Source organism: Prosthecobacter fluviatilis (assembly GCF_055388355.1).
In genome coordinates, this window is record NZ_AP043782.1 from 3613359 (window position 1) to 3633043 (window position 19685).

General features: G+C 62.0%; 23 protein-coding genes. 7 read left to right on the top strand and 16 right to left on the bottom strand.

The window, feature by feature from the left end:
* Window positions 1–185: 185 nt before the first annotated feature.
* Together ACZ5WW_RS13995 and ACZ5WW_RS14000 are read right to left on the bottom strand one after the other, a co-directional pair.
* The gene (locus ACZ5WW_RS13995; RefSeq protein WP_377168606.1) at window positions 186–605 is read right to left on the bottom strand and encodes an HNH endonuclease; all 420 of its coding nucleotides are present in this window, start codon (window positions 603–605) and stop codon (window positions 186–188) included.
* Window positions 602–814, bottom strand: coding sequence for a hypothetical protein (locus ACZ5WW_RS14000; RefSeq protein WP_377168608.1), 213 nt, complete (start codon window positions 812–814; stop codon window positions 602–604). Before ACZ5WW_RS14000 ends, ACZ5WW_RS13995 begins: the two co-directional genes overlap by 4 nt.
* Before the next feature lie 548 nt (window positions 815–1362).
* On the opposite strand from ACZ5WW_RS14000, the gene ACZ5WW_RS14005 reads away from it, so the two are divergent.
* From ACZ5WW_RS14005 to ACZ5WW_RS14015, 3 genes are all read left to right on the top strand, one after another.
* Window positions 1363–2004, top strand: a complete 642-nt coding sequence (locus ACZ5WW_RS14005) for an HNH endonuclease (RefSeq protein ID WP_377168610.1) — start codon at window positions 1363–1365, stop codon at window positions 2002–2004.
* Between the two features lie 497 nt (window positions 2005–2501).
* On the top strand, window positions 2502–2972 hold the full coding sequence (locus tag ACZ5WW_RS14010) for a hypothetical protein (protein WP_377168612.1): 471 nt from the start codon (window positions 2502–2504) through the stop codon (window positions 2970–2972).
* Between the two features lie 340 nt (window positions 2973–3312).
* On the top strand, window positions 3313–3774 hold the full coding sequence (locus ACZ5WW_RS14015; protein ID WP_377168614.1) for a hypothetical protein: 462 nt from the start codon (window positions 3313–3315) through the stop codon (window positions 3772–3774).
* Between the two features lie 100 nt (window positions 3775–3874).
* Here ACZ5WW_RS14015 and ACZ5WW_RS14020 read toward each other — a convergent pair whose 3' ends face one another.
* From ACZ5WW_RS14020 to ACZ5WW_RS14080, 13 genes are all read right to left on the bottom strand, one after another.
* Window positions 3875–4810 carry an IS110 family RNA-guided transposase gene (locus tag ACZ5WW_RS14020; RefSeq protein ID WP_377172271.1) on the bottom strand — a complete coding sequence of 312 codons (936 nt, stop codon included), beginning with the start codon at window positions 4808–4810 and terminating at the stop codon, window positions 3875–3877.
* Window positions 4811–5111: 301 nt separating this feature from the next.
* Complete coding sequence (locus tag ACZ5WW_RS14025) at window positions 5112–6665, bottom strand: phytoene desaturase family protein (protein WP_377172198.1); 1554 nt, start codon at window positions 6663–6665, stop codon at window positions 5112–5114.
* Between the two features lie 737 nt (window positions 6666–7402).
* Window positions 7403–8239, bottom strand: a complete 837-nt coding sequence (locus tag ACZ5WW_RS14030; protein ID WP_377172201.1) for a hypothetical protein — start codon at window positions 8237–8239, stop codon at window positions 7403–7405.
* Between the two features lie 261 nt (window positions 8240–8500).
* The gene (locus tag ACZ5WW_RS14035) at window positions 8501–9841 is read right to left on the bottom strand and encodes a sulfate adenylyltransferase subunit 1 (protein WP_377172203.1); all 1341 of its coding nucleotides are present in this window, start codon (window positions 9839–9841) and stop codon (window positions 8501–8503) included.
* Between the two features lie 23 nt (window positions 9842–9864).
* A complete protein-coding gene (locus tag ACZ5WW_RS14040) occupies window positions 9865–10122 on the bottom strand; it encodes a hypothetical protein (protein WP_377172205.1) in 258 nt (85 codons plus the stop codon).
* 8 nt (window positions 10123–10130) lie between these two features.
* Window positions 10131–11039 carry a sulfate adenylyltransferase subunit CysD gene (gene cysD, locus ACZ5WW_RS14045; RefSeq protein ID WP_377172208.1) on the bottom strand — a complete coding sequence of 303 codons (909 nt, stop codon included), beginning with the start codon at window positions 11037–11039 and terminating at the stop codon, window positions 10131–10133.
* Window positions 11040–11052: 13 nt separating this feature from the next.
* On the bottom strand, window positions 11053–11799 hold the full coding sequence (locus ACZ5WW_RS14050) for a sulfite exporter TauE/SafE family protein (RefSeq protein ID WP_377172210.1): 747 nt from the start codon (window positions 11797–11799) through the stop codon (window positions 11053–11055).
* A gap of 6 nt (window positions 11800–11805) precedes the next feature.
* Window positions 11806–12462: a phosphoadenosine phosphosulfate reductase domain-containing protein gene (locus ACZ5WW_RS14055; protein WP_377172213.1), complete on the bottom strand. Its 657-nt coding sequence runs from the start codon at window positions 12460–12462 to the stop codon at window positions 11806–11808.
* 133 nt (window positions 12463–12595) lie between these two features.
* Window positions 12596–12850, bottom strand: a complete 255-nt coding sequence (gene rpmA / locus ACZ5WW_RS14060; RefSeq protein ID WP_377172215.1) for a 50S ribosomal protein L27 — start codon at window positions 12848–12850, stop codon at window positions 12596–12598.
* 20 nt (window positions 12851–12870) lie between these two features.
* Window positions 12871–13185: a 50S ribosomal protein L21 gene (rplU, locus tag ACZ5WW_RS14065; RefSeq protein WP_377172217.1), complete on the bottom strand. Its 315-nt coding sequence runs from the start codon at window positions 13183–13185 to the stop codon at window positions 12871–12873.
* Window positions 13186–13300: 115 nt separating this feature from the next.
* Window positions 13301–14101 carry an HAD family hydrolase gene (locus ACZ5WW_RS14070; protein WP_377172219.1) on the bottom strand — a complete coding sequence of 267 codons (801 nt, stop codon included), beginning with the start codon at window positions 14099–14101 and terminating at the stop codon, window positions 13301–13303.
* A gap of 13 nt (window positions 14102–14114) precedes the next feature.
* Window positions 14115–15527, bottom strand: a complete 1413-nt coding sequence (locus tag ACZ5WW_RS14075) for a hypothetical protein (protein ID WP_377172221.1) — start codon at window positions 15525–15527, stop codon at window positions 14115–14117.
* A gap of 94 nt (window positions 15528–15621) precedes the next feature.
* On the bottom strand, window positions 15622–16692 hold the full coding sequence (locus ACZ5WW_RS14080; protein WP_377172223.1) for an OmpA family protein: 1071 nt from the start codon (window positions 16690–16692) through the stop codon (window positions 15622–15624).
* Between the two features lie 112 nt (window positions 16693–16804).
* Between ACZ5WW_RS14080 and ACZ5WW_RS14085 the strand changes: the two genes are divergently transcribed.
* The 4 genes from ACZ5WW_RS14085 to ACZ5WW_RS14100 are packed head-to-tail and all read left to right on the top strand — an operon-like array spanning window position 16805 to window position 18841.
* Window positions 16805–17521 (top strand): superoxide dismutase, encoded by a 717-nt coding sequence (locus tag ACZ5WW_RS14085; RefSeq protein WP_377172225.1) that lies wholly within the window; start codon window positions 16805–16807, stop codon window positions 17519–17521.
* Between the two features lie 23 nt (window positions 17522–17544).
* The gene (locus ACZ5WW_RS14090) at window positions 17545–18084 is read left to right on the top strand and encodes a hypothetical protein (RefSeq protein WP_377172227.1); all 540 of its coding nucleotides are present in this window, start codon (window positions 17545–17547) and stop codon (window positions 18082–18084) included.
* A gap of 34 nt (window positions 18085–18118) precedes the next feature.
* Entirely contained in the window at window positions 18119–18502 is a 384-nt protein-coding gene (locus ACZ5WW_RS14095; RefSeq protein ID WP_377172229.1) for a rhodanese-like domain-containing protein, read from the top strand.
* A gap of 33 nt (window positions 18503–18535) precedes the next feature.
* On the top strand, window positions 18536–18841 hold the full coding sequence (locus ACZ5WW_RS14100; RefSeq protein WP_377172231.1) for a hypothetical protein: 306 nt from the start codon (window positions 18536–18538) through the stop codon (window positions 18839–18841).
* 29 nt (window positions 18842–18870) lie between these two features.
* On the opposite strand, the gene ACZ5WW_RS14105 is transcribed toward ACZ5WW_RS14100, so the two are convergent.
* Window positions 18871–19665: a tRNA threonylcarbamoyladenosine dehydratase gene (locus ACZ5WW_RS14105; RefSeq protein WP_377172233.1), complete on the bottom strand. Its 795-nt coding sequence runs from the start codon at window positions 19663–19665 to the stop codon at window positions 18871–18873.
* Window positions 19666–19685 lie beyond the last annotated feature (20 nt).

The following is a 19685-nucleotide window of genomic DNA, read 5'->3' on the forward strand; positions in this document are numbered from 1 at the left end:
ATTCTCAGCCCAAGCGCTCTTGTTCCAAAGCCCAACGGGCTTTCGTCATGCAGCCTAGGAGTGCGTTCCTGTCTTCCGAAGCTCGAAGAGCGAAGGAGGAAGCGATAGCGAGTGCTCTCCTGGGAACCGCGCCACCCACGATCCCCGCCGGATCAGGAACCTCAACGAGGTTCCGTCACTCCAGCTCACAGATGCCCTGGAGGCGGGTGGCGGCCACGCAACGATTCTTCATGCCGGATGCTCACGGCGATGGGGCGGTTCATGGCCATTGCTGACACCGTGGCGCGCCCCGAGGGAGTGATGCCGATCAGCTCAGCCGCATTCCAACGAAAATGCAGATTCCATAGGTCACGCCGGGGATGAAACAGTGGAACCATGCCGCCGGTGTCTGGATCCGCCGCAGTCACCCGCGCTGATTTGCGCAGCGAGCAAGACACACAGGCCAGGGCCAGGTTTTCAAGCTCAGTCGGTCCTTCCAAACTCACCGGTTGGATGTGGTCCACATGAAACACGGCCTCCTGACCTTCCTGAGAAAGCCCGCAGTACTCGCAGCGGTTTGCCGCGCGTTCGACCACCTGCATGCGCAAGAAGCTGGGGATGCTCATGCTGCAGCCCTGGCCTTGAGTCCCAGATAAGTCAGCGTATCTGCCAGATCCACCAGTCCTTCGGCTTCAGCCCTTTCCTGATCGGTGAGAGTCTGTCCCGCATCCTGCTTGTCCAGCAGGGCGGTCAGCCGTTCACTGACCCCGGCAGGCAGCTTGAACCGCGCCAGATCGCCCGGCAGTTCGAGATCAAGGTGGATCGACTGTGACATGACGGGAGTTTATCGTTTGAGTCTGCCTGACGCAACCCCTCACTTATCCCCTCCAGTCTGCCGGTACCGTCCTATCCGCCTGATCGCCACAGAGACTAATGCCGCTGCCGCACCTCGTTTTTCCGGGAATCCTGGGTGCATGAAGGCTGCCGAAGCGAAAGTAGCACGGGCAATCCTGCCCGTAAGCGGCGCGCTCTACACGGGCAGGATTGCCCGTGCTACTGCCCGGCTTGTCGCCATAGACCTCCAGTCTCTGGCGTCAAGGGCTGCCGCACGACACTCCTCCGGCAATGACAGGTCGTAACCGTTGAAGGCCCGCGCCTGCGCTGATTTTTCTTCCAGTTGCAAAGCTTTGCACACAGGCCTCGGCCAGAGCGTGAAACAGGCCGAAATCTCTTGATAAAATACCGATTCATACCATGCTATGTCCAAGGTGATAATCACCCGACCGAGCGCCTCGTTGCCTGCCTCCAGGCGGCGTTTGGAAGACAAAAATGCCGTTCATCCTGTGCATCCAAAACCGGTTTCAACCCTGCCGCCAGATCCTTATGGAAACAACCCCAAACGCTCTCCTGGGTGCGATGCCCCGGCAACGTCGTTTGCGCCGCGAGTGGCACTTTCCCTCGCTGGACATCGACAGCCGTGAGATCAGTGCGGAGGCGGCCAGGCTGCGGCATTGCGACCATCTGCGGCGGGAGCCTCGTGTGGCGCTGCAGTCGGACGGCAAGCCTTTCTATCGCATCCAGTGTGCTGACTGCGGCCAGAAGCTCAGCCATTCACTCCCACACTCCAGCGTCCCCAACCGCGAAAGGTGCCCGCAGTGGAATGAGGAGCTGTACCAGAGGCGCCTCCGCGAGGGCGTTGATGCCTACGGGCAGTGCCGGGAAGCTGCCATCGCCAGGCGGAAGGCGGAGTGGCGGGCGGTCTATCGTCGCTATCTGGCATCGGCGGACTGGCAGTCCGTGCGCCAGCGCGTTCTCAAGAGAGCCGGCGGCATTTGCGAAGGGTGCCTGGAGGCCCCGGCCAGGGAAGTCCACCACAAGACCTATGCCCATGTGGGTGATGAGCTCCTCTTTGAGCTGGTGGCGATCTGCCGCCCCTGCCATGAGCGCCTGCACCCCAGCGCCACGAACGGCTATCCGGAGCTTCTGGAAAGGCACCTGGAAAAGGTCCATGTCCACGGGGGCTGAACTCCGCTTTTGAATACCACTTCCTACCACAAGATAACCATGGTGATCCCGACAGAAATGATTGCCGCGCTGCTCGCCTCGGGCCGGCGCTTTGAACTCACCCCCGAGGGTGGCCTCATCGTGGATGCGGAGCCTTCCAAGGCCGGCAGGCGTGCCGAAAGGAACCGCCGCTACTATGAAGCACAGCGTCTGCGGGCGTCTGAAAACGTCTTAACACCGTCTGAACCCGTCTTGGAGTGTCCGGATGCGTCTGACTCGTCTGAAAAAACAACACCTCTCCCCCTCTCCCCCTCTCTCCCTCCCTCCCCCTCTCTCCCTCCCTCCCCCTTTCCCCTCAGACTCCCCTTTCCCCCGCCCACCCACACGCCCCCACACCTGCACATGGGCGCGCGCCCGCGTACGTACGCGAGGCCGGGACGGGCCAAGGCCACACAGCGCAGCCCCTGGCAGCGCCACGCCTGCCTGCGGCACCCCAGTCCAAACGCCGTGGACTGCCGGTGGACGACGCGGCATGGCTCGCGCACCTCGCTGCGAACCCGGCGTATCAGGCCCTCGACATCCCGGCGGAGCTGGGAAAATGCGCGGCCTGGTGCGAGCTGAAACAAAAGCGGCTCAGCCGTGCGCGGCTGCTGAACTGGCTGAACAAAGCGGACCGCAGCATCAGCCTCAAAGGCCTGGAGTTTCCCTGCGGCGCAGAGCCCCATGCCGGCCGTGGCACCCAGGCGGAGCTGGAGGCCTACGCGGTGCAGATCGGACTGCCGGCCAGCGATGGCGCCGCGATGTTCAACCACTGGGAGGCGAACGGATGGATGAACGGCCAAACCTCGATCCGGGACTGGCGCGCCGGGCTGCGCAAGTGGCTCGATCAAGGCTGGCTGCCTTCGCAGAAGGTGATTCACCGTCCAGCGCCAGCACCAGCGCCGTCGGCGCGCAGTGACAGCGCGAACCGACCGGGACGGTATGCGTAGAATGCGAATCCCTGCGCCGGCCAGGTTGCCAGGAGCAGAACGTTGCTCGCGGCGGTGCGTTGAGGGATCAAGATGATCCCTCTCCTCCAGACGCTCCGCGCAGCACCCTCCGGCGGAGTGGGATCGTCCCGATCCCTCCACGCTCCGCTTTCACCCAAAGCTCCGCGCTGGAGCAGCAGCACCTGCGGCTTGGTGGTTTGAAGAACGTTGCTCGCGGCGGTGCGTTGAGGGATCAAGATGATCCCTCTCCTCCAGACGCTCCGCGCAGCACCCTCCGGCGGAGTGGGATCGTCCCGATCCCACGGGCTTGATTCCTGACGGTTTCCGGGAACCTTGATGCATGAAGGCCGCCGAACCTCTCACCATCGCCGCGCAGATGAAGGTGCTGCAATCCCACGAGGATGTGGCGACGTGGGCGCTGGCGCATCTGGGTCTGCCGCCGGAGTGGCGGGACACAAATGTGGAGGGCAACACCGAGCGCTGCCAGGACGCGGTGAACCGGGTCTTCACGCTGACGCGCAAGGACATCGAGGACAGCCTCGCGGCCCAGGGCCTGCAGCCCGAAAACCTGCCGCCGGTGAGCACCGAAGCGGGCAGCCGCGATGGCAGCTACTTCATTTCCAAACGGCGTGGCGAGTGGGAGTTCTACCATCAGGAACGCGGCTACCCCTGGGCGGGCACCACCTTCGACGACCTCGCCGAGGCGCGGAAGTTCCTCATCAACCACTTCATCCCCGTCTGGCTGGATCACCTCCACGTGCCGTGCCGCACGAAGGAGGGGAAGATGATTCGGGCGCTGTAGGGAAAGCGTGCGAGAGGAGCGCGGACACTCTTGTCCGCTGTTTCGAGGCTTGGAAGCACGAGGTGATAGCGATGGCCGGAGGAGGCGGACAGCAACTGTGTTACGACGCAAGTGTGAAGTTGGGTTGGGTGAGGAGTTTGTTGAGCACGCAGAGGATTTTGCGCATGAGAGCTGTGATGGCGACCTTCGCAGGTTTGCCGCGTTGACGTAGACGTTTGTAGTGTTCTTTGAGGATGGGGTTGTGGCTCAGGGAGCAGATGGCCGTCATGTAGAGCACGCGCCTGACTCTCCAGCGACCACCCTGGATGTGGCGCTGGCCCTTCATCGGACCGCTGTCATAGGGATGCGGTGCAAGGCCTGCCAGAGCGCAGATGCGAGCGTCGCTGTGCAGGCCGAGTTCCGGCATCAAGGCCAGCAAGGTGGCGCTGGTGACCGTGCCGACCCCGGGCAGCTGCTGCATGCGCTGAGACCGCTCCCGCAGTTCCGCTGAGTTCACCAGGACGGCCATGTTCTTTTCCAGTGCCTTGATCTGCTGCTCCATGAAGTCCATGAGCTGCCTGGCCTGAGTTTTGAGCGCATCATTTTGCAGCTGCTGGTGCTGGACCTGCTGGGTGGCATGCACGGCGACAAGCTGTTCGCGGCGGCTGACAAGGCTTTGCAGCTCCAGCATCTGTTCCGAAGGCAGCACGTCAGGCTGCGGTGAGAGCCCCTGGCCAAAGAGAACCAGCAGCTGCGCATCCAATGCGTCAGTCTTGGCCAGGCGACCATTGGCCCGTGCGTAGTGGCGCACCTTGGCGGGATTGACACGGCTGACTTTCACGGCGGCTTTGAGCAGAGTGATCCACAGCGCATGCTCGCAGGCACCGCTGGCCTCTACGATGACGTGGGCGTTGGCAGGGAGGCTGTGCAGCAGCCGCTGGTGGCCTGCTGGAGTGTTAGGCACCTGCTTGAGCCGGGATAGTCCGGCGAGATCGAGATGCTTGGCGCTGACATCAACGCCGACGTAGACAACGGACGGGGGATGGACATCATTCATGACGATGGATGGGATGGATGGTTATGAGGACTCTTCCTTGCCAATGCGAGCTTCTCCACGGGACCAAGGTCAAGCGGAGGCTCTTTCAACTGTTCGAGTTACCGTCTGTTCTGGCGTCCCGGGTGCTTTGCTGTCCGACGGCCTCCAAGGGCCTTGAGTGCCCGCAGGCTCCCCGGAACGCTCTGCGGCAGGTTGGTGTAAAGGGCCAGCCTGCCGCAGCATCCAGACTGCGGCCAGCTTAGCCGCAATCACGATTGCAGAACAACCCCATCATACAAGGAGTGTCCGCGCCCCCTTCCACTCACACTCCGCAATCCGCCAGCACCACCTTCGCGGCATTGAAGCCGCAGAGGCCGGTGACGTTGCCGCCGGGATGGGTGGAACCGCCGCAGAGATAAAGCCCCTCGATGCCGCTGCGGTAATTCCCTGCGCCGGGAAAAGGGCGGTGATAGCCGGTCTGGTCATTGGCAAAGGAGCCGACGAGCAAATCCCCGCGCATCATGTTGGGCAGCAGGCGCTCGGTATCCAGCGCGCTGCGGGTGAAGGAGTCCAGCACGGCGCCTTCGAGATTGGGCGCGTAGGCCTGCCAGAGCGCGAGCATCTCGCGGCCATGCGCGTCTTTTTCGGCATCCCAGTTTCGCGCATCGCCACGCAGGGCGTAGGGCAGCTTTTCCCACATGAAGGCGGTGTGACGGCCAGCGGGAGCCTGGGAGGGATCGAACTGCGTGGGGCAGGCCCCCCACATGACGGTGCGGGGGATCTCGCCACGCTCATGCGCGGTGACGACGTGATGAAACTGCGCCACGTCATCGAGCCCGAGAATGGTCATGAAGGCGTGATTGAGCTCCGGATGCGATGCGGCGGCGGCATAGCGCGGCGGCTCGCTCAGGTTGAGGTTCAGCGCGAACAGCGGAGCGAGGAGGTTGTACTCAAACGCGGCGGCTTTTTCCCGCAGATGCGAGGGCGCAACGTCTGCGGGGATGAGATCGAGAAACGTCTGCTGCGGGTTCAGGCCGCTGGCGACAAACTGCGTGGCCTCGATGCGGTCTCCGGTGATGGATTCCACACCGCACGCACGGCCGCTGCGCGTGAGGATGGAGCGCGGCTGCCAGTTCGTGAACAGCTCGCCGCCATGCTCGCGCAGGTCCGCGCACAGGGCCTCGGCCAGACGGAGCGAACCGCCGATGCACATCTGCGCCTTGCGCGGGCTGGCAAGCAGCGCGGGGATGGAATGCCCGAAGCCTTTCTGCCGCAGGTCCACCTCCCGCAGGCCATTGAAGAAGAGCAGGCCCGCGCGCACGGCGGGGTGCTGAAACTCGCGCATGACAAACTCGACGGGCGAGAGGGCCTGCACCTCCAGCAGCGTGCGCCCGGGCGCGGTCTGCTGCAGCTTGAGCATGCGCTCCGCCGGCGGCAGCGGGGCGTGCTGCGCCTCGGGGATGAGGATCTGCTCCACGATGGGGCGGAAGCGCTCCGTCCACTCGCGCAGGCGCACAGCATCGCGCGGTGAGATTTCGGCGAAGGAGGCGCAGGTCTTTTCGAAATCCGTCCACCACTCCAGCACACGGTCCTGAGGCAGGATCATGGCCACATTGAGCTCGGGCTCGATGTAGCGCGCGCCATGGCGCTCCAGCTCCAGCTCGCGATACCACGGCATGGCATTGATGCCGCGATGAAAGAAGGAATGCGTGTTGTGCCGAAAGCCGGAGCCCACCGGATGCTCCACTGTGGCCAGACCACCGCCGGCCACCGGGTTTTTTTCCACCACGGCCACCTTGAGCCCGGCACGTGCTGCGTAGCAGGCGAGCACGAGTGCATTGTGCCCGGAACCAAGGATGAGGCCGTCGTAGGTCATGGTTGCGTGTTAAAACGCGGCCATGGGGTGAACTCACACACGAGAGCGTGAGATCGGCATGCAGGCTCCGCCGTAGGATGGGTGTGGCGACAGCCCGCCCGTCCATCAGCGTACGGCAGGCACCATGGCGTACGAATGCCCTCGCAGTCGGGCGGTTTGGCGGAGGGAGCTGGGGAGCATGAAATGCACCCGACGCCAAACACACCCAACCTACGCCCAGAGCGCCGCGCCAGAACGTAGGATGGGTGTGGCGACAGCCCGCCCGTCCATCAGCGTACGGCAAGCACCATGGCGTACGAATGCCCTCGCAGTCGGGCGGTTTGGCGGAGGAAGCTGGGGAGCATGAAATGCACCCGACGCCAAACACACCCAACCTACGCCCAGAGCGCCGCGCCAGAACGTAGGATGGGTGTGGCGACAGCCCGCCCGTCCATCAGCGTACGGCAAGCACCATGGCGTACGAACGCCCTCGCAGTCGGGCGGTTTGGCGGAGGGAGCTGGGGAGCATGAAATGCACCCGACGCCAAACACACCCAACCTACGCCCAGAGCGCCGCGCCAGAACGTAGGATGGGTGTGGCGACAGCCCGCCCGTCCATCAGCGTACGGCAGGCACCATGGCGTACGAACGCCCTCGCAGTCGGGCGGTTTGGCGGAGGGAGCTGGGGAGCATGAAATGCACCCGACGCCAAACACACCCAACCTACGCCCAGAGCGGTGCACGATGCGCGAACGACCTCACTCCTGAGCCGGCACGTTCCAGGTCTGCAGGTGAATGTTCTGGCGCGTGTGGTGCACGGCGGGCTCGAAATTCGTCCAGACAAGGCTGAGCTTGTTGGGGGCTTCGACTTTCCACTCGCTCAGATTGGGCGATCCATATTTGCGCTGCACACGCGGATCGATTTTCTGCTCTCCGTCTTCAAAGGCCAGGTCATCGAGCTTCCAGCCATCCAGGGTGACGTGGAACTCCGCCCTGCCGATGGTCCCCTTCCAGCTGCCGCCGGTGCGGGTGGTGTAGGAGAAGGAGGTGTCTCCCATGACGGAGCGGCCATTGGTGGCGGTGTACTCGCGCTCCACGACCACATCGCGGTCCGGGGGAAAGCTGACGGTGATGGTGTAGAAGTCGGCGGCAGCTCCTTCCATCGAGGTACCCAGATGGCACCTGGACGTTTCCAGATCCTGCCAGCCGCGCAGCTTTTTGGAAGGCACCTCTTTGCCATCCACACGGCTGATCATAGAGTGGATGGTGCCGGTGTCGGCCTCGGTGTGGAAATCCGGGAAGCCGAGCATCTGCACGGCATCGCCCCCCGTTTTGCTGCTGCGAAACACGAAGCGGCAGTGCACGTGCGTCTCCGTCTTGCCGAAGGTGATGTCGATCTTTTCCGACACCATGCGCACGACGGATTCCTCCCCCCGAAACTCGCCCACCGGCTCGGGACCATGCGCACCGAGATTGATGCTGGCATCATTGGCACGCAGAGGCGCAATGATGACGGCAAAGAAGGCTGCTGAGACAATGACGGTGCGGAAAAGCATGCGCCCATACAAGCCAGTGCTGAAGCTGCTGGCAAGCATGGGCGCGATGAAATCCGAATCGGACCTCTTCTCGAAAATGTGTTCGGTGGACCCGGCGAACACAGAGGCAAGGCGGGAGCACGAACCGACGGAGGGGGATCATCTTGATCCCCCCACCTGCAGCGCATTCGCGGATGACGCGGAAACGCCGGGTGCTGCGAGAGCCTGTGGGATCGGGACGATCCCACTCCTCCAGAACGCTGGCGGGCCGCATGGCAGCTCGCTTCCACCAATGAGACCCGTGTTCAGCAGTGCGTGGTATTAAATAGCGACTTCGGCGTCTTCGTCGCCGGCGTCCACCAGAGGCTTGAGGATCATGCCTGCGGCCACGGTGTTGTTCGTCTGTTCATCGACGAGGACGAAGCTGCCGGTGGTGCGGTTCTTGGAGTAGGAGTCGAAGAAGATCGGCGCAGCGCAGCGCAGGCGGATGCAGCCGATGTCGTTCAATGAGAACTCCTTGCTGGCGGCGCTCTTTTCCAGGGTGCTGATGTTCACCTTGTAAAGCACGTCGGTGACGACGGCACGCACGTCATTGGTGGTGTGGCGCAGGTGGAAGCGGCTGCGGGGCTTGAGCGTCTTCTTGTCGGCAAACCAGCAGATCATGGCGTCAAACTCCTGGGCGGTCTGCGCGGGTTCGCCGGCCTTCACAATCATGCCGCCACGGCTGGTGTCGATCTCATCGGCCACGGTGATGCTGTAGCTGAGCTGCGGGATGGCTTCCTCCTGCGGGCCTTCAAAGGTGTGGATGCCGGTGATCTTCGTCTTCATCTCCGAGGGATAGACGAGCACGTCATCGCCCACTTTGAAGGTGCCACTGGCCACGCGACCGGCAAAGCCACGGTAGTCGTGCAGATTCCCGAGCTTGGCGTCTTCGCGGTCGGAGATGGGGCGGATGACCCACTGCACGGGGAAGCGTGCTTCATCGACAGCGGTTTCCGTATGCACCTGCGCGGTTTCGAGATGCTGCAGGAGGGACGGGCCGGTGTACCACGGAGTGTGCTCCGACTTGTCCACCACGTTGTCGCCATTGAGCGCGCTCATCGGGATGGGGGTGACGTGCGGCAGATTTTCGAGGCCTTTGGCAAAGGCCATGTAGTCAGCCACGATCTTGTCATAGACGGCCTGGTCAAAGTTCACGAGGTCCATCTTGTTCACGGCCAGCACGATGTGGCCGATGCGCAGCAGCGAGGCGAGATACGTGTGGCGCATGGTCTGCTCGATGACACCGAGACGCGAATCGATCAGAATGATCGCGAGGTCAGCGGTGGAGGCACCGGTGACCATGTTGCGCGTGTACTGAATGTGCCCTGGAGTATCGGCGATGATGAATTTTCTTTTTGGCGTGGCGAAGTAGCGGTAGGCCACGTCAATGGTGATGCCCTGCTCGCGCTCGGCACGCAGGCCGTCGGTGAGCAAAGCGAGATTCACATGCGCATCGCCACGGCGTTTGGAAGATTCTTCGACAGCGAGAAGCTGGTCTTCGAAGATGGATTTGGAATCATACAGCAAGCGGCCGATGAGCGTGCTTTTGCCATCATCGACCGAACCAGCGGTCGTGAAGCGAAGCAAAGAGGATTCGGTGGGGTTAACGAGAACGTCCATGATAAAAAAGTGAGTGAAGGGGACTATGCGGTCTGGTTGCAGAGGTTTTCGATGCAGTCGCGGTAACCTTGAATGAATTCGTGATCTGGTTCCGGGTCTTGAAGAAGCGTTGCGATGGCTTCTTCTGAAGCTGTTCGAATGGCTTCGATCTCAGCGGGTGAGGCTTCGCGCACGATCGCGGTCATGAAGTCCAGTGTTTCGCAGTCTTCATCTGCCGCGTCTTCATCGTTGCGACGGACGGAAGCGAGATAAGCCACCGAGTAGGAGAGTGCTTCAGCCAATCTTTTCATCAGAAATACCCTTCCTTTTTGCGATCTTCCATGGCGGTCTCGGAGCGCTTGTCGTCGGCACGGGTGCCGCGCTCGGTCTGACGTGCAGCGGCCACTTCGGCGACGATTTCATCAATCGTGCTGGCGGTGGATTCCACGGCGCCGGTGCAGGTGGCGTCGCCGACGGTGCGGAAACGGATGGTCATCTCCTTCACGCGGGGCTTCTCTTCATCGAGCAGCGGGATGATGCCGGTGCTGGCGTCGAGGAGCTGGCCGTGGCGCTCAATGATCTTGCGCTTGTGACTGAAGTAGAGGCTTGGCAGCGGGATGTTTTCCTGGCGGATGTACTGCCAGATGTCCATCTCGGTCCAGTTGCTCAGCGGGAAGACGCGGAAGTGTTCTCCGAAATGCTTGCGGCCGTTGAAGATGTTCCAGAGCTCGGGGCGCTGGTTCTTGGGGTCCCACTGGCCGAACTCATCGCGGTGGCTGAAGAAGCGCTCCTTGGCGCGGGCCTTTTCTTCGTCACGACGACCACCGCCGAGGCAGGCGTCAAACTGATGCTCTTCGATGGTGTCCAGCAGCGTCACGGTCTGCAGCTTGTTGCGGCTGGCGGTGTGGCCTTTCTCCTCCTGCACGCGGCCTTCATCAATGGACTTCTGCACCAGACCCACCGTCAGCGTGGCGCCGATCTCCTGCACGAACCAGTCGCGGTATTCCATGGCCTCAGGGAAGTTGTGGCCGGTGTCCACATGCAGCAACGGGAAGGGCAGCTTGGAGGGGTAGAAGGCTTTGCGTGCGAGCCAGGCCATGACGATGGAGTCCTTGCCGCCGGAGAAGAGCAGCGCGGGCTTTTGGAACTGCGCGGCGGTTTCCCGCAGGATGTAGATGGCCTCGGATTCGAGGAACTGAAGATGGGTGATCGCGGACATGTGACGGGTTGAATTAAAGGATCTTGAAAACGCGGAGGGAATTGACGACGACGATGAGCAGACCCACGAGCACCATGAAGGGCTTGTGCGGGATGTGCTTGGCAGCCCACGCAGCCAGCGGCGCGGCGATGACACCGCCGAGGGCGAGCGCGACGATGATGTTCCAATGCGTGAGGCCGATGGTGAGGAAGAAGGTGATGGAAGCGGAGAGCGTGACGAAGAACTCCACCGCGTTCACGCTTCCAACCGTGATGCGGGTGTCGTTGCCACGGATGATCAGATTTGACGCCACAATGGGGCCCCAGCCACCGCCGCACATGGCATCGACCAGCGCACCGACAAAGCCCAGCGGCGCGAGATGCGTGGTGACTTTCTTGGGCGGCACACGGGTGAAGGCCTTGGCAATGATGACCGCGCCCATGATGATGAGGTACATCGAGATGTAGGGCTTGAGCACCTTGCCGTCGATGGAAGTCAGGATGTAAGCGCCGAGCACGGCACCGATCACCGCTGGGATGAGCAGCCTGCGGAACAGGGTGCGGTCCACATTTCCAAACGCATGATGCGAAAGGCCCGAGGCCCCGGTGGTAAAACACTCCGCAGCGTGCACCGTGGCACTGACCACCTGCGGCGACACGCCAAAGACGGAGAGCAGCGACGAAGCGCTGACGCCATAGGCCATGCCCAGCGCACCGTCGATGAGCTGCGCCACAAAGCCGGCCAGCACGTAGAGCCCAAATTCTGGAGTCAGAAAATCCATGGACGCTTACGCTTTGTCAGTGACGAGCTTGGCGTGCAGGCCGCATTCGTGCTTTTCGTCGCCTTTGGCAGGGTCGTAGTAGGTGCGCTCGTTCGGCAGCTTGTGCTCGGCCAGGTAGGCGTCCATCTCCACGGGCGTCCAGTCGAGGATGGGGTTGACCTTGAGGCAGTTGAACTTGGCGTCCCACATGAAGGGCTGCAGCGTGGCGGCACGCTGGGGGTTCTGCTCCTTGCGCAGCGCGGTGATCCACACCTTCGGGGCCAGCTCGCGCATGCCACGCTCAAAGGGCTCCAGCTTCATGATGCGGCTGAAGGATTCCACGCGCTCCACTTCATCGGGCATCGGCACCTGGCCGCCGTTGAGAGCCAGCCAGTGGGCGGCGGTCATCTTGGGCAGGTAGGGCTTGAGGTTGAGGCTCAGGCGCTCGCGGCTTTTTTCAGCGAAGACGTAGGTTTCGGGGAGATTGGTGCCGTGGTCCACCCAGAGCACGGGCACGTCTGCCTGCTGCTCGGCCACCAGATGCAGGATCACCGCCTCATAGGGGCGGAAATTGGTAGTGACGATGGCACCGCCAGCGGCATGAGCGAGGGCGGTCTTGATGATTTCCTGGGGCGACTGGCCACGAGCAGCGTCGTTGAGAGCTTGGATTTGGTCGGGATTCATGCGAGGGGGAGCGAGTATTCACCCAATTCCCGATGTGTAAAGTAGGAAATTGAAGCGCGAAGGTGAAATTTGGGCATGAAAAAGGGCGCGGGGATGATCCGCGCCCTGATTCAAAACAGACTGGTCGAGCTGATTAAGCCTGAAGGGCTGGCTCGATGTTCACACGGGTGCCGTCCTTGTCGAAAAGCACTTTGCCGTCCACGAGGGCGAAGATGGTGTGGTCGCGGCCAAGACCGACATTGCGGCCTGGAACCCACTTGGTGCCGCGCTGGCGGAGGATGATGTTGCCTGCGATGACGGATTCACCACCGAATTTCTTGACGCCAAGACGCTTGCTCTGGCTGTCGCGACCGTTTTTGACGGAACCTTGTCCTTTTTTATGGGCCATAAGAAGTGAGAAGTAAAAGATTAGGCGTTGATGGCGGTGATCTGCACGAGGGTCAGCGGCTGGCGGTGACCACGGGTCTTGTGGAAGCCCTTGCGCTTGCGGAACTTGAAGGTGGTGGCCTTGTCAGCCTTGTGCTGGCTGAGCACCTTGGCGGAAACGGTGGCACCTGCGACGGTAGGAGCGCCCACTTTGATGCTGCTGCCTTCACCGGCGACGAGCACCTGGTCGAAAGTGGCGATGTCGCCTTCAGCAGCTTCGAGCTTCTCCACGTCGAACTTGTCGCCCACGGAGACTTTGTACTGCTTGCCGCCTGTTTTGATGATTGCGTATGCCATAACCTGAAAAAATGAGAGTTCTACTACCTCTTTTGGGAAGAGGGGCGTGGAGGTTTCCACAGGTCTCCCGCTTCGGCAAGGAAAACTTGCCCTGAAATCTTTAGAAAAGGCAAAATTAAGCTGCCGGAGCCTGGGAATTTCCAAAAAAATGCGTCAGCGCCTCCATCATGCCCTCGCTGGCAAAGCGGCTGGCGACGAACCCGCCACGCGTATGAACGATGCGCTTCACGGGTTCCACGGCATTGCCCGGACAGGCGATCATGCGGGCATGGCGCGGGTCGAGCATGCTGAGGTCGTTGAAATTGTCCCCTGCGGCGAAGCAGGCCGAGGCATCCAGCCCAAGCAGGCGCGCAAGCTCGCTGAGCGCAGTGCCCTTGCTGTAGCCACTGTGCGAAAAGCGCAGGTAGATGCCGTTGCGATGGTAGCCGATGTCCGGGAACTGCCTCGTGTGAGCGTCGATGTAGAGGCAGATGCGGTCCATCTCGAGATCGCTGGTGGCGACGATGCCCATCTCCCCTTCGCCCCCGTTGATGAAGGAGGCATTGGTCTGCGACTCCACCATCTGCCGGATGGCCAGCAGAGATGCCTGGTGGTCCTTGGCAAACCGCTCCTGGGCACGCCGCGCCTGCCGGTTCCAGGAACCGTAGTCGGTCCAGCGGCTGAAGAAGCCCGGCTTATAAATGTCGCTCTCCTGGGCGATGATGAAGTCCGGCTCCATGTAGATGCCGTGCTGGGCCAGCCCCTCGATGACCTGGCTCAAGCCGCGTCCGGTGTTGATCACCCAGGCCGCGCCCTGCCCGCGCAGCATTTGAATCATCTGCCCGAGGCCGGGATGAAACACCGGATCCCTTTCGGGGTGCACGAGGGTGCCATCAAAGTCGAAGCAGAGAATGAACCGATGTTTGGGAGCAGCCATGAAGGGGGCGCACTCATGCCGCGAAAGAGTGCGGCTGCAAGACCGCGATCACACGCCAGAAGGCCAGAAGGCAAAGCGCCCACAGAACAGCCTCATAAATCACAAAGACAGGCAGCCGCATGTTGCGGCGGCGTGCCCGATGCACCAGGGACTCGCTGGCCCAGAGCAGGCTGAGCACCAGCGGTGGATACAGGGCCAGATGACGGCTGCCCCACGTGAGCACCGGCACGTCCCAGCCGAAATCCAGGGTGCAGGCCGCGAAGGCCAGAATGCTGAAAAGGGCCAGCGGGGCCGTTTCAGGATGCAGGGCCTGCCCGGCATGCGCCGCACGTGGCGCCACGAAGGCAATGATCAGCAGCAGCAAGCCAAGAATGCCGGCGAGCACGATCACAAAAACGCCGCGCTCATGCGGCAAAGAATCAAAGCTCCAGGGAAACTGCAGCACCTCCTCCAGCATTTTGAGCCCCCCCTGCCAGAAACGCCCCTTCACCTCCTCAGGTGCATGCGCTGCCATGTAGGTGGCGTAGCTCGGGAGCTCATCCTTCGGCACCGCCTGCAGGGCCTCGCGTGTCCGGTGCGCTGCCGTCCACTGCTGCATGGCCTCTTCATTTTTGAACCAGCGCCAGTGGAAAGGCGCGGCATCTCCCAGCTTCTCCTTCGAGTAGGCAAGCATGGGCCCGACGGTGATCAGGTGGCATGCCACCAGGAGGATCATGCCCAGCCAGTGATTGCGCCATACCCAGAGAGACGTGCCGCCCTCATGCGGCAGGTGGGCCAGCACCCAGCCCCACAGCCAGCGGAGGCTGCTGACAAAAACAAACACCAGCACCAGCGTGGTGGTGGTGGGCAGCGTCAGGTTTGCCAGCGCCGAGATCAGCCCGATCAAACCGTAGAGCCAGAGGGAATTGCGCTTCAGCGCCGCCACGCAGCACACCCAGACAAGCAGAAAGAGCAGCTGAAACAGCACATCGGGGGAAAACTCCGCCGTGGAGGGCAGCAGCACGCCAAAGCCGATGGTCAAAATCGTGAGCAGCGCCGCAGGCACCGAAAACGCCCGCGCCGCCGCCAGCCCCAGCATCCATAAAAACCCCAGCCCCAGCCCCATGAGCCAGCGCCTGCCGGCTTTGACCACATGCTGATGATCCTGGTCCAGGGCGCCGGACGGCACGGACTGCCCCAGGGAGACATTCCACGCTGCCAGCCAGGGCCAGAGCGGACGGACCACCCCGTCTGTGCGGTGTGGCAGCCAGTCGTTCAGCGGCCGCGAAACGCTTTTGGAGAAATCCGGCGTGAGATCCTGCCGGGTCTCAATGGCTGCGTTCAGGTACAGGCGCTCATGCTCTGAAAGACTGGCCGGAGAGCCGGCCTCCTGCCGCTGAAAGGCCTGCACATAGCACCAGGCAAAAAAGAGCAGACAGGCGGTCATCACCAGCCAGCGGCCACCGCGCAACCAAAGTTTAGTTAACTGCAGGAACACGGACTTCACCGGTATGCGGGCTGCGAGGTTGACGTGAAACGGGTTACTTCTTGGGCCTCACCTTGATTTCCACACGGCGGTTCATGCCCTGCTGCTCAGCGGTGCCTGCGGTGCTGACGATCGGTTTCGACTTGCCCATGCCCATGGCCTGGATCCTGTCCGTCCCAAGCCCGAGGGACTCGCGCAGCCAGCTCACCACGGCGTTCGCACGCCTCATGCTCAGCTCGAGATTGTATTCCTCGCCGCCAAAGCTGTCTGTGTGGCCTTCGATGATGAAGAGGGAGTCCGGGTTTTTTTGGATGAGGAAGCCCAGCTTCATCAGGCTGAGGCGTGCTGCTTCAGCGAGCTGATCGCTGCCATACTCAAACAGCAGGTCGGTGGGCATCAGGATTGGGGCCGTGCTGCCGCCCATCTTGCCGCCGCCGCCGAGCAGGTCATCCAGATTGCTGAAGCCTTTGACTCGCGCGCCTGCGGCAGTCGCGGTGCCCTGGCTTTTCACAGCGTCAAGCAGGCCGCTGTCCATCTTGCCACCCTCGCCAGGGTCTGCAGCTCCGGCGTCCAGCAGCATCTGTTTTTCCGAGAGCGGCTTGGAAAGGACATCCCTGCGAACGCTGGCCATCTCGGCGGCAATGTCCGGACCGTCCATGGACTGGGGGGCGAGCAGCTTGGCCATGTCGCTGCCCTTGGGCGTGCCAGGCGCGCCATCACCGGGGTCGTTGGCACGGATGAAATTGGTGATCTCCTTCACATTCGGCGTGAGGTCGATCTCCTGGTTCTTTGGCAGCTCCTGCAGCTTGTCAAAATCATCCAGCTTCGGCTCAAAGGCCTTCATGTCCGGCACGTTTCCCGGAGCGATGATTTCCGGAATCTGCTGAATGGCCTGCTGCTCCTTGAGCAGGCGCTCATCGATGCGAAAACGCTCCGGCACATCCCGAGGCTTGGCGGGAGGCACGTCCGAAATGCCCAGTGAGTCAAACCCGACGACAAGCATCATGTGAAACACGACAGAGAGGATCAGGGCAAACATGACCCACCACTTCAGGCTCCAGTCGTCTCGGGAACGAAAAGAGGACTGCGGAGTGGTCCACTCGGGGGGATGGATGACTGCGGCCATGACAGATTTTCGCCAAATTATCACGGTGACAAAAGAATGCACGCGGCACTTTCGCCGTGACATCGCCCCTGCTGTCTTCGTATTCTAGGGCTCTACCCACACCCCAAACACCATGAATCGCCGCCACTTCCTGACCACCAGCACCGCTGCACTTGCAGGCTCGTTCCTTGCACCTTCCAGGAGCCATGCGCTGGACCTCACCCAGGCTCCCCTGCCCTATGCCCCGGAAGCCCTGGAACCCCACATCGATGCGATGACGATGAACATCCACTTCGGCAAGCACCACACGGCCTACATCTCCAAGCTGGGTGACGCGCTCAAGGCGGCCAACATCAGCAAAACTGACGCGATTGAACTGGTGTCCGACATCAAAGCACTCCCCGAGGCTGCGCAGACCGCCATCCGCAACAACGGCGGGGGGCACGTGAACCACACCTGGTTCTGGAAATGGATGGCACCGGCCGGCAGCGGCCCGAAAGGCCCCGAAGGCAAGCTGGGAGAGGCCATCCAGAGCACCTTCACCAGCATCGACGACTTCAAAAAACTTTTTGGAGAAGCCGGCGTGAAGCGTTTTGGCTCAGGCTGGGCCTGGCTCATCGTCACCAAAGACGGCAAGCTGAAGGTCACCTCGACGCCGAATCAGGACAACCCGCTCATGAAGGGCATCGTGGATGAGGCCGATCTCGGCACCCCGATCCTCGGCCTGGATGTCTGGGAGCACGCCTACTACCTCAAGTATCAGAACAAGCGCCCTGACTACATCGCCGCGTGGTGGAATGTCGTGAACTGGGCAGAGGTCGCCAAAGGCTATGCTGCTGCAAAGGCCTAGGCTGTTCCCACTGCATCGTGCCCATGACAAACCTCATCGAGGTCAAGCTCACGGAGTTGAACCAGCTGTTCAACTCCCTGGACCCCTCGCCTTTCCATGAGCGTGACCTGGACCACGATGCGGAGGAGTTTATCGTCAGCTGGGCGCAGGAGCACCCGCACAAACACGGTCTGAAGCTCGTTGTGCATCTGGCGAAACACCCCGCCGGTGTCGCCGATGCACAACAGCTTGTTGCCGATTCCGTCGCCCACTATTTTGAATACCGTGCCGACATGGCGCTGCGTGATCTCAGGCGTCTCATGCGCGAAGGGCGCGTCTCCCTGCTGATCGGCCTGCTGTTTCTGGGGCTGTGCCAGTTCACCGCCACCCTGCTCAACCCGGCTGAAACCAGCTGGCAGAGTGTCGCCCGCGAAGGGCTGACCATCATCGGCTGGGTGGCCATGTGGAAGCCGCTGGAAATCTATCTCTACCGCTGGTGGCCTCTGCTGAAGCTGCGAAAGCTCTACCGGCGGCTGAGCCACATGCCCGTCGAAGTCCACTGCGCCACCTCCGCCTCAGCGTGAAACTTCAAACCTCAACCTTGTAACCCAGCCACCCATGAAACATCTCATCACCACCCTCATTCTCACCCTCATCCTACCCGCCATGTCCCTTGCTGCAGACCCCGTGAAACATGTGAAAGCCGACGAAGCCGCCAAAATCATCTCCGCAGAAAAGGTCGTGATCGTGGATGTGCGCACGCCGGACGAATTCAAGGACGGGCACATCCAAGGCGCGAAGAACATCGACATCATGTCCGCCGACTTTGAAGCGCAGCTGGCCAAGCTGGACAAGACCCAGCCCACGCTGGTGCACTGCCAGGCCGGCGGCCGCAGCACCCGGGCGCTGCCGTCTTTTGAAAAGCTGGGCTTCACCCACCTCATCCACATGGACGACGGCTTTGGCGGCTGGGTCAAGGCGGGCAAGCCGGTGGCGAAGTGAGGTGCAGGCCCAGCCGATCCTTTCCTCCAGATCATGGAAGCGTTCCCTTACTTCCTGGGCCTCGCCGCCGTCTTTTCCATCTTCAGCTTCGGTCTTCTCTACCGCAAAGTCTGGATGTGGTATCTCGGCTGGATCGTCTTCTACCTCATGGCCTCCTACTTCGGCAGTTTTTTCGTGTCCGCCCTCTTCGAAGCCAGGACCCCTGCGCAGGAGGCCTCTGCATTCGTTTACCTTGCTGGTGGCTTTTTGTGCTGGCTGCCCCTCGTTGCTTGGTGGGCAAAGCAACGCCGCTCCTTTGGAATCCGTGATAGCCGGCCAAAGTCGTCGGCCGGGGATTGATCACAAGATTAGCGCATTCTGCGCTCCTCTCATCCCTCGGCTGCCAGCCTCCGCACCACCTCCGCCGCCAGCACAAAGCCAAACGTGCCGGTGACATGCGTCGCCGCGCCAAAGCCTGCGGCGCAGTCGAGGCGGAGGCCGGTTTCAGCACCCGATTCGGGCTCCAGAGAGCAGGAGCCATCCGCCCAGGGGTAGACAGGTTTCTCGCTGGAAAAAACGCAGGGGATGCCCATGGCCAGAGGGCGGCCTTCCTCGCTCTTGGGAAAGCTGTGCTGGCGGCGCAGGCACTGGCGCACACCTTTGAGCAGCGTGTCCGCCCCGGCATGACCGAGATCTGACGTGCGGATGAGTGTGGGATCTCGCCTCCCGCCTGCAGAACCCGAGGTGATGACGGGCATGCCGCGAGCATGGCACCTGGCCAGAATCAGCGCCTTGATGGAGGTGCGGTCCACGGCATCGACCACAAAATGGAAATCTGGCGCGAGCAGGCGATCCACATTCGACTCCGTGAGGAACTCGATGACCCGGTTCACGCGGCAGGCGGGATTGATCTCCGCCACACGTGCGGCCAGCACATCCACCTTGGAAACACCCACGGTGTGCGCCAGCGCCGGGAGCTGACGGTTGGTGTTGGTGATGCAGACATCGTCCATGTCGATCAGCGTCAGCTCGCCAATGCCGCTGCGTGCCAGGGCTTCGACCACCCAGGAGCCCACGCCACCGACGCCCACGATGGCCACATGCGCCGCCTGAAGGCGCGGCAACGCCGCAGCTCCGTAAAGCCGTCCGATGCCGCCAAAGCGCTGCGTGTAGGATTCATCCATGCGCTCGTTTAATACGACCG

What these genes read in the sequence shown, in the direction of transcription:
- ACZ5WW_RS13995 (WP_377168606.1), bottom strand. Translation starts at nt 605, where the DNA reads ATGAGCATCCCCAGCTTCTTGCGCATGCAGGTGGTCGAACGCGCGGCA.
- ACZ5WW_RS14000 (WP_377168608.1), bottom strand. Translation starts at nt 814, where the DNA reads ATGTCACAGTCGATCCACCTTGATCTCGAACTGCCGGGCGATCTGGCG.
- ACZ5WW_RS14005 (WP_377168610.1), top strand. Translation starts at nt 1,363, where the DNA reads ATGGAAACAACCCCAAACGCTCTCCTGGGTGCGATGCCCCGGCAACGT.
- ACZ5WW_RS14015 (WP_377168614.1), top strand. Translation starts at nt 3,313, where the DNA reads ATGAAGGCCGCCGAACCTCTCACCATCGCCGCGCAGATGAAGGTGCTG.
- ACZ5WW_RS14020 (WP_377172271.1), bottom strand. Translation starts at nt 4,810, where the DNA reads ATGAATGATGTCCATCCCCCGTCCGTTGTCTACGTCGGCGTTGATGTC.
- ACZ5WW_RS14025 (WP_377172198.1), bottom strand. Translation starts at nt 6,665, where the DNA reads ATGACCTACGACGGCCTCATCCTTGGTTCCGGGCACAATGCACTCGTG.
- ACZ5WW_RS14030 (WP_377172201.1), bottom strand. Translation starts at nt 8,239, where the DNA reads ATGCTTGCCAGCAGCTTCAGCACTGGCTTGTATGGGCGCATGCTTTTC.
- ACZ5WW_RS14035 (WP_377172203.1), bottom strand. Translation starts at nt 9,841, where the DNA reads ATGGACGTTCTCGTTAACCCCACCGAATCCTCTTTGCTTCGCTTCACG.
- cysD (WP_377172208.1), bottom strand. Translation starts at nt 11,039, where the DNA reads ATGTCCGCGATCACCCATCTTCAGTTCCTCGAATCCGAGGCCATCTAC.
- ACZ5WW_RS14050 (WP_377172210.1), bottom strand. Translation starts at nt 11,799, where the DNA reads ATGGATTTTCTGACTCCAGAATTTGGGCTCTACGTGCTGGCCGGCTTT.
- ACZ5WW_RS14055 (WP_377172213.1), bottom strand. Translation starts at nt 12,462, where the DNA reads ATGAATCCCGACCAAATCCAAGCTCTCAACGACGCTGCTCGTGGCCAG.
- rpmA (WP_377172215.1), bottom strand. Translation starts at nt 12,850, where the DNA reads ATGGCCCATAAAAAAGGACAAGGTTCCGTCAAAAACGGTCGCGACAGC.
- rplU (WP_377172217.1), bottom strand. Translation starts at nt 13,185, where the DNA reads ATGGCATACGCAATCATCAAAACAGGCGGCAAGCAGTACAAAGTCTCC.
- ACZ5WW_RS14070 (WP_377172219.1), bottom strand. Translation starts at nt 14,101, where the DNA reads ATGGCTGCTCCCAAACATCGGTTCATTCTCTGCTTCGACTTTGATGGC.
- ACZ5WW_RS14075 (WP_377172221.1), bottom strand. Translation starts at nt 15,527, where the DNA reads ATGACCGCCTGTCTGCTCTTTTTTGCCTGGTGCTATGTGCAGGCCTTT.
- ACZ5WW_RS14080 (WP_377172223.1), bottom strand. Translation starts at nt 16,692, where the DNA reads ATGGCCGCAGTCATCCATCCCCCCGAGTGGACCACTCCGCAGTCCTCT.
- ACZ5WW_RS14085 (WP_377172225.1), top strand. Translation starts at nt 16,805, where the DNA reads ATGAATCGCCGCCACTTCCTGACCACCAGCACCGCTGCACTTGCAGGC.
- ACZ5WW_RS14090 (WP_377172227.1), top strand. Translation starts at nt 17,545, where the DNA reads ATGACAAACCTCATCGAGGTCAAGCTCACGGAGTTGAACCAGCTGTTC.
- ACZ5WW_RS14095 (WP_377172229.1), top strand. Translation starts at nt 18,119, where the DNA reads ATGAAACATCTCATCACCACCCTCATTCTCACCCTCATCCTACCCGCC.
- ACZ5WW_RS14100 (WP_377172231.1), top strand. Translation starts at nt 18,536, where the DNA reads ATGGAAGCGTTCCCTTACTTCCTGGGCCTCGCCGCCGTCTTTTCCATC.
- ACZ5WW_RS14105 (WP_377172233.1), bottom strand. Translation starts at nt 19,665, where the DNA reads ATGGATGAATCCTACACGCAGCGCTTTGGCGGCATCGGACGGCTTTAC.